The sequence below is a fragment of the Wolbachia endosymbiont of Nomada ferruginata genome (assembly GCF_001675785.1).
GTDB lineage: Bacteria > Pseudomonadota > Alphaproteobacteria > Rickettsiales > Anaplasmataceae > Wolbachia > Wolbachia pipientis.
This window is the reverse complement of record NZ_LYUY01000074.1, coordinates 1-7,046: the sequence shown is the minus strand read 5'-3', so window position 1 is coordinate 7,046 and position 7,046 is coordinate 1. Positions and strand designations below refer to the sequence as shown.

Here is a 7,046-nt window from a genome sequence, read left to right as displayed (position 1 = left end):
TCTGCTGGTGCAAAATATGTTGTAAATGTGCTCGCTGTTCCTAGTGGAAAACAGTGCCCTGTATCTTTCTCAATAAATCTTCTCACAGTTCCTTCAGGGTCGGTTGCTTGTCCTCTATATTCCTCAAACGTTATACCACAAAACGTAAATCCTGACCTCATATCATTCCTTAGCGCTGCACCTTCTTGCCATCTTTCATATGCTTCTTTCACTTTACTATGCGAAGTTAATGCATCAAAAAACTCAGGGCTTACCAAGGCATGAATTCCAGTCATATATTCACCACTTAGGTTATCTTCTATGTGCCTCAATACCTCCATACACTTACGTTTTACATCTGTTGTTGCTGTTCCTAGTGCAAAATTTACTACTTTTGGCGTAATTTCAAATTCGTTGTACAGATTTAATAATTCACTGCCATCTGCGTCCAGAATAATCCCTTTCAGCGCTCCCATTCGCAAATGCTCTAACGTTATTGCGTGTTTGTTTCTCATTAGCTGTAAATGATCGGTTATTACATCTGCCAGCGCTTTAAGTTCACTCTCTGATCCAAAAGCTCTTATTCCTTGTACTTCTTCTGGCAGCACTACATCATCATGCGGAATGTGCGGAATCGTAAATGTTCTTACCTTTCTTTTTCCTCTTTTTCCTACTGTTGCTGGTGCTCCTGGTACTTGCGTTGGTAGTAAACTTAACACTCCGTTGTGTTCTTCTATCGTAATATGTCTAAATCTTACTGACCTACTTGGAAATAAATTTAAATTTTCAACTCGTCCATAATTTATCGGCAATATATTTATCGCATTTGTTAGTGCCGTCATGCTAAATGCTGTATTTGTAAATGGATTTTGCATTTTTTTCTCCCCCTCATTAATTTAAGTTACACTCCCTTGCGGACAATGATCCCTCGTGCTTCAAGTTGCTTTATTGCTGCAGCTTTCTGCTCTTCAGTGATATTTGCTGGCCATACAACTGCATGATCGGCAAGAAGAGCAATACGAGTAATTATTATTGCTTTAGTATCTCCATCTTTGCTATTTACATCGCTTGTTATTACACCTATCGCTGTTTGTGTGCCATCTGTGGCAGTTGGATTTATTACCTTAATCATGTTGTCTTTATCACGACCAACAACTGTACCAAGTTTAAGATTTTGACCTTTAGCTACTGCTATTAAGTCTCTTGAATACAGGCTTGATGCCTCATACTTTAATAAGTCACCTAGATTATTTTGTTCGGTTATAGTACTCATTTTGCTTTTCTCCTTTTGTTATATATTTTAAATGCCTGATTGCGCACGACTTTTCGCTACCTGCATCATCAACTCTTCTCCTGAATTCTGTGGTATTGCACTCAGTATCTCTGTCTTTTTCGTTCGCTCTGCAAGTAATTCCATTAAAACCTCCCTTGCTTGCTCAACACTTACGCCCTGCTCAATAAATTCTCCTATTTTCTCTGGCATTCGTGATAAGTTACATAAACGTATTAATTCAAGAACTTCAGTACGATACTTGATTTTATTAGTTGAATTATCAGTTTCTAGGTCAGTTGTAGTTTGTTCGTTCATAGTAATACTCCTGTTTTTATTAATAGATTTAAACTCTGAAAGAATTGTAATTCCATCTGCAAGACCTATTTCTACTGCTTTCTCGCCAAAATATAGCCCTGCTTCTGTTGATTTTATTGCCTCTACAGAAAGGTTTCTATTGCGTGCTATTAGCTCAACCAGCATTCCATATAAACGATTCACTTCGCTTTTTAGGTTTTCTAAACTCTCAGAAGTTATTGGCTCATGTGGATTTAAATCATTTTTTCTACTTCCTGCAAATACTGTCGTATATTTTATTCCCTGTTTTTCATCAAACCCACTTTGATCTATATGACTTGCTATTACTCCTATGCTTCCTACTCCTGAAGTTCTACTCACAAATACCTTTTCAGCGCTAGAAGCTATAGCGTACGCTGCAGAATATGCATCATCATTTGCTATCGCTATTATCCTCTTTTTTCCCCTTGCACTGTAAATAAAATCAGCAAGGTCAAACACTCCATTGACCTCTCCTCCAGGACTGTCTATATCCAACAGGATTGTTTCTATATCACTATCTTCTATTGCTTGTGTAATTTGTGCTTCTATTTGATTATAGGAAGTCATTCCAAAAATATCATCAAAAGTTTCTGACTTTTTTGTCAAGATTCCATGTATCGGTATTATTCCTCTTTCACTATTTCTTACTGCATGTTTTATATTTTTAAAGATAGGCTGCTTTCCTGTTTGTAGTGACAGTAATTCAAAACTCCTTGGTTCTACCATTACACATTTGTTTAACCATGTTGTTTGTTGCTTCATATCACCTCTTGATTGGCCGTAACGTCAGAATCAAAACTTAAGCCCAGTTCACTTGCACGTCTTTGATCTTCAGCAATTTCCTGATCAATTTCTTCTACATCGTAACCCATTTCTGATACTACTTCTGATCGACTCTTAAATCCATTTCTTACTGCCATTTGCTGTGCTTGCTGATCTTTTAGCGGATCCACCCAATCAAACCCTTGTGCTATCCATTTTACTTCTTTTTTTGCTCCTTCTTTTCCCTTTGTCCATTCTTCACCTATGTCTAGCTCTCCAGAAAGTAGTGCTAACTCTAACCACCTATCCCATACAGGACGGCAAAACTGAAATACCATAATGTTATGCTGTAACATCGTGCACCTCCTGCGAAACTCTATCAATCCTGCTCGAATGGATGAATAATTAACGCCTGTTAAATCTCCTGTTAGCTGTTCATATGTTATCCCTGTGCCTATTGCTATTGCCCTGAGTTGCTGTCTCATAAACGCTTCATAACTTCCTCCTACATCTGACGGCTCTGAAAATTTTATATCTTCTCCTGGGTCTAAAAGCTGCATTGTTCCAGGTTCTAGGCCAGATAGTGCTATTCCTTGCTCATTACTTTCACCTTCTCCCATGATATTTGCTTCAGGATCAAGTCTCGTAATAAACCCTGCAAACATCGCTGCTGTTTTCTTTCTTACTAGCTCTGCATCGTCGTATTGATCAAGCTCATAGAGCTTTAGCAGTATATTAGAAAGCCATGGCTCTCCTCGGATCTGACCAGGTCTTAGTGGTCTATAAATATGTAAAACATCATTTGCTGGCACTCTCACTGACTCTCCAAATGAGCCTTCACCTGGATGTTCTCTAAATAGGTAATACGCTTCTCTCTGCCCAAGCCTATTGAACTCAATCCCGTTTCTAATTACATTACCGTTGGCAAGGGTTTGATTGCTCTTATCGTCTAAATGCTCTGATTCAAGTACTTGTAATTGCAGAGGTACACAAAGACCATCTTCGTATCTCAGCCGTACAAAACATTCTCCTCCCTCTATCATACTTCTGCATACTAGAGTTTGTAATCCGTAAAAATCACTTATCCCATTACTGTCTGCTTCATCTGTCCATTTCAGCCATAATTCTTGTACTTTCTTTCGAAATTCTCCATCCCTTGCTTTTGATTGCGGTTTTATTCCTGTTCCAATAGAGTTACTTACTATTGTATCAATGATATTTGCCGCATATGGGTTTTTTCTCACCATATCCCGAGAACGGCTACGTAAGTGCTCAAGGCTCTGAGAAAGTAAATTATTTATGCTTCCTGTTTCTCCTTGCCAATACATTACCCTTCTCCCTGAGCCTGATGCATCCCAGGCTGAATTTTTGATTTTTGGCTTGTAGAATAATTGTTTGAAGGTTTTTAGTAGCATTTATAAAATTCCTTTATTTGTTGAAAAAACAATCTTTCTTTTAGGTTTCACACCTACAATTTTCAATTCAGCCTTAATACGTTGCCGTAGATTCAGCAAGTCATTTATCTGGACTTCAGCATATCTCACCACATGGTCACCATATGCAATTGATACTACTCGCTCTCCGTTTTGCAGCTTCTTTATTGCTTGTTCAACTTGAAACAAATACTCTTCGTTATACATTTTTCAACCACTTACTCTGTCTTACTTTTTTAGGCTTTTTACTTTCCATTTTTCCACTCAGACTATTCCATTTACTCTCTGGCCAACGATCAATTCCAAGCGCAATAGATGCAGCTCTGGCATAAATCCGGCAATCTAGTACTTCATTTCTTTCTCTTACCTTTTGCCACTCTTGTTTAGTGTATCCTTTTACTACCTTGCTGACTAATTGCTCTGCCGTTAGCTGCTTAAAATATTCAGGTGCATATTCTGGAAAGTGACAATATCCAGGTAGAGCTTTTCCTTCTTCTTCTTTTAAAATATTAAGTAGTTGAAAAAGCTCTGACTTTAATATCGATACTCCTACTGGCCAGAGCTTTATTCCTCTCTTTAGCTTTTGACCACCAACTGTTACATCTACTCTACTTGGGCTACTAAGTGGTACTAGTGCTTTATTTACACCTTTCACTGCCATTACTCTTCCAGATCCTTGATGACCTCTTACCCAATTGTATACTTCCTGTGTTGCATACCCTGCATCTACTGCCATCATGCTTATCATGTATTCAAGACCATTTTCACCGATAAAATGATGATTGAGTAACTCCGAAAGTTTTTTCCATACTTCTCTACCCCCAGTATCTCCTTCAAATACTCGATAGTCTATTGACCAACTTTCGCGGCTTTTTCCCCAGGCTACAACTTCTACTTCTAAACGATCTTTTTGTACATCTACTCCTGCGGTAAGTACCACTTCTCTCCTAGGTACTGTGCCTACGGGAAAAAATTCTCTCCTGTTAAATAATTGCTTCCAATCTGGTACTTCTCCCTTATCTACCCAGGTTTCTCCAAGCGTTGTGTTGATCCAAACTTTCAGTAATTGTTCACTTTCTTTGGCATGCAGAAAATCCTCTACTGCTTGTTGCCAACTATACCAGCCAACTGGGCTATAAAGACTTGAAAGATGAAATCCTTTTTTTACCCCTATAGCTCTCCATTCTCCACGCTCAAGCATCTCTGTCTTTTGATGATTTTCTATCTTTCCGCTACATTCTATGCAAATATAATGTGCTGTTCTCGAATCATTATTTTCCCATTTTATTTGTGACCATTTTAAAACTTGATAATAACTACAATGCGGACAGGGAACAAAAAAGTATCTCTTATCTGTCGCTTCAAACTCCTTTTCAATTCTGCTTATTCCATGAATCGTTGGTGTTGATACCAGAAAAATCTTTCGACGTGCAAATGTATTGGTTCGAGCTATGCTGAGTAAAACTGGATCTCCTTCTCCTCCTGAATCTCCAGGGTAAGCATCTATTTCATCAAGAAAGAGGTATTTTACTGGCATAGATCTCAGTCCTACACTGCTATTTGCTCCAGTTATTACTACTATTCCACCTGGAAACTCCTTACTCTGTACAGTATTGCCTGAATCTCTTGACCTTGGGTCTTTTACTTTACTTTTTAAACATGGTGTACTCTCTATTAATGGTGCAAATCTTCCCTTCGACCAACGCTTTCCCATTTCAACTGTTGGCTGTACTACTAGCATTGGCCCTGGTGTTTGGTCTATAATATAGCCTATCCAATTATTTCCTGCTTCTGTTCCTCCAATCTGCGCTCCTTTCATGAATATTACTTTTTCCGCTGGAGAAGATGGAGATAGTGAATCCATGATTTCTTTTAAATAAGGAGTTCTCTCTGTTCTCCACTTTCCTGGCTCTGATGCTGCAGTTGGCGCTAAAACTCGATACTCATTCGCCCACTCTGATACTTTAAGCTGCGGATCTGGTCTTAAACCTTCAGAAAAAGCTCTAGCATATATCATTGCCTGCATCTACTCACAATTGGTTCTAACTCAACACCATTAACAGTAGGACTACACTCTTCCAGTTCCATAAACATCTTTTTCTGAAATTCGTTTTCTATATATCTTTTTCTTATCTCACTTAGCATTATTGCTACAGCAAGAGCAAATATCCCTGTCATTGTTGCAAAAATGATTGCACTGCTTATTGTTGTTGCTGTTAAACCTATATATGCTGCTACTGCTATTGCGCTGACCGTAATATAGATGCAGATAATGTTATTATGCTTTTTCATCCTTTTATCTGCTATTTCTCTCTGTGCTATATATTTATTATTAAGGGTTGGAAATTTGACAGCTGTATCTCTACAGAGCAATGCCCCATTTTTTTCAGTAAACAAAACTTTTAGTAATTCTAAATTGTTTGATTTGATTGCTAAATGTAAAATAGGTGTATAATTTGCTCCTTTTTTCAGCAATAACTTTACTACATGTAAATGCCCTTTTTCTGCAGCAAGGTAAATCGGTGATAAACCTTTATTATTTGAAATATCAATATCAATTTCTTCCTTTAAAATTGCATCTATAAGCTCAATTTCTCCTTTTTGTGCAGCTAAATGCAATAGACTATTCTTTTCAGAACCGTATTTATTACTCATCAAAGCCTTTTTTATCTCAGGTTTAGCGTAATCAAATGGTGTCTTGCCGCTATCGTCTTTTACCAGAGGGTCTATATCTTCTCGTGTTAGTAAAACTTCTATTGTTTTAAGTCTTTCAGCGTAATGTAGTGGTGTTTTACTTTCGTAGTCTTGCAAATTGACTTGAGCATTAGGCTCCTTTATTAAGCATTTGAGGATATCAAGACATAAGTCTCTTTCATCGTAATTAGTATTACTTACAGCTATATGCACAGGTGATAATTTCATTGAGTTTTGTCCTATGCGCGCGCTATTTACATCTGCTCCTAGCCTTAGCAGTAACTTTACTATCTCCAACTTTTTGTTATTAACTGCATAGTGCATTGGTGTCTGATTTCGTGCATCAAAAACCTCGATTTCAGCGTTTCCTTCTTCCACTAAAATTTTGACAATATTCTCATGTCCTATGCCTGCTGCTAGATGTAATGGAGTATGATGCAAAGCATTTCGTATATTAACGTCAATACCTTTTCCTATCAAATATCTAACTGCATTAATTTCACCTATCATTGCAGCTAAATGAAGTAAACTATCTTGTTCTGACCCGTATTTGTTATTAATTAGCGCTT

At 37.6% G+C, this 7,046-nt stretch carries 7 protein-coding genes; all 7 read right to left on the bottom strand.

Going from position 1 to position 7,046, the window contains the following annotated elements:
• Nucleotides 1–854: major capsid protein (locus BA053_RS04705; protein ID WP_065106820.1), on the bottom strand; the 854-nt coding region annotated here is incomplete at its 3' end.
• Nucleotides 855–880: 26 nt separating this feature from the next.
• Nucleotides 881–1,252: a head decoration protein gene (locus BA053_RS04700; RefSeq protein ID WP_065094327.1), complete on the bottom strand. Its 372-nt coding sequence runs from the start codon at nt 1,250–1,252 to the stop codon at nt 881–883.
• 27 nt (nt 1,253–1,279) lie between these two features.
• On the bottom strand, nt 1,280–2,350 hold the full coding sequence (locus BA053_RS04695) for a S49 family peptidase (protein WP_065094326.1): 1,071 nt from the start codon (nt 2,348–2,350) through the stop codon (nt 1,280–1,282).
• The gene (locus BA053_RS04690) at nt 2,347–3,765 is read right to left on the bottom strand and encodes a phage portal protein (protein ID WP_065095278.1); all 1,419 of its coding nucleotides are present in this window, start codon (nt 3,763–3,765) and stop codon (nt 2,347–2,349) included. The genes BA053_RS04695 and BA053_RS04690 overlap by 4 nt, the downstream gene beginning before the upstream one ends.
• Entirely contained in the window at nt 3,766–3,990 is a 225-nt protein-coding gene (locus tag BA053_RS04685; RefSeq protein ID WP_065094324.1) for a gpW family head-tail joining protein, read from the bottom strand.
• Nucleotides 3,983–5,800 carry a phage terminase large subunit family protein gene (locus tag BA053_RS04680; protein WP_065095279.1) on the bottom strand — a complete coding sequence of 606 codons (1,818 nt, stop codon included), beginning with the start codon at nt 5,798–5,800 and terminating at the stop codon, nt 3,983–3,985. The genes BA053_RS04685 and BA053_RS04680 overlap by 8 nt, the downstream gene beginning before the upstream one ends.
• On the bottom strand, nt 5,797–7,046 hold a 1,250-nt coding region (locus tag BA053_RS04675), incomplete at its 5' end, for an ankyrin repeat domain-containing protein (RefSeq protein ID WP_065106819.1). The genes BA053_RS04675 and BA053_RS04680, both read right to left, overlap by 4 nt.

Coding starts and splice junctions, on each gene's coding strand:
- BA053_RS04690 (WP_065095278.1), bottom strand. CDS start 3,765: ATGCTACTAAAAACCTTCAAACAATTATTCTACAAGCCAAAAATCAAA.
- BA053_RS04680 (WP_065095279.1), bottom strand. CDS start 5,800: ATGATATATGCTAGAGCTTTTTCTGAAGGTTTAAGACCAGATCCGCAG.
- BA053_RS04695 (WP_065094326.1), bottom strand. CDS start 2,350: ATGAAGCAACAAACAACATGGTTAAACAAATGTGTAATGGTAGAACCA.
- BA053_RS04700 (WP_065094327.1), bottom strand. CDS start 1,252: ATGAGTACTATAACCGAACAAAATAATCTAGGTGACTTATTAAAGTAT.
- BA053_RS04685 (WP_065094324.1), bottom strand. CDS start 3,990: ATGTATAACGAAGAGTATTTGTTTCAAGTTGAACAAGCAATAAAGAAG.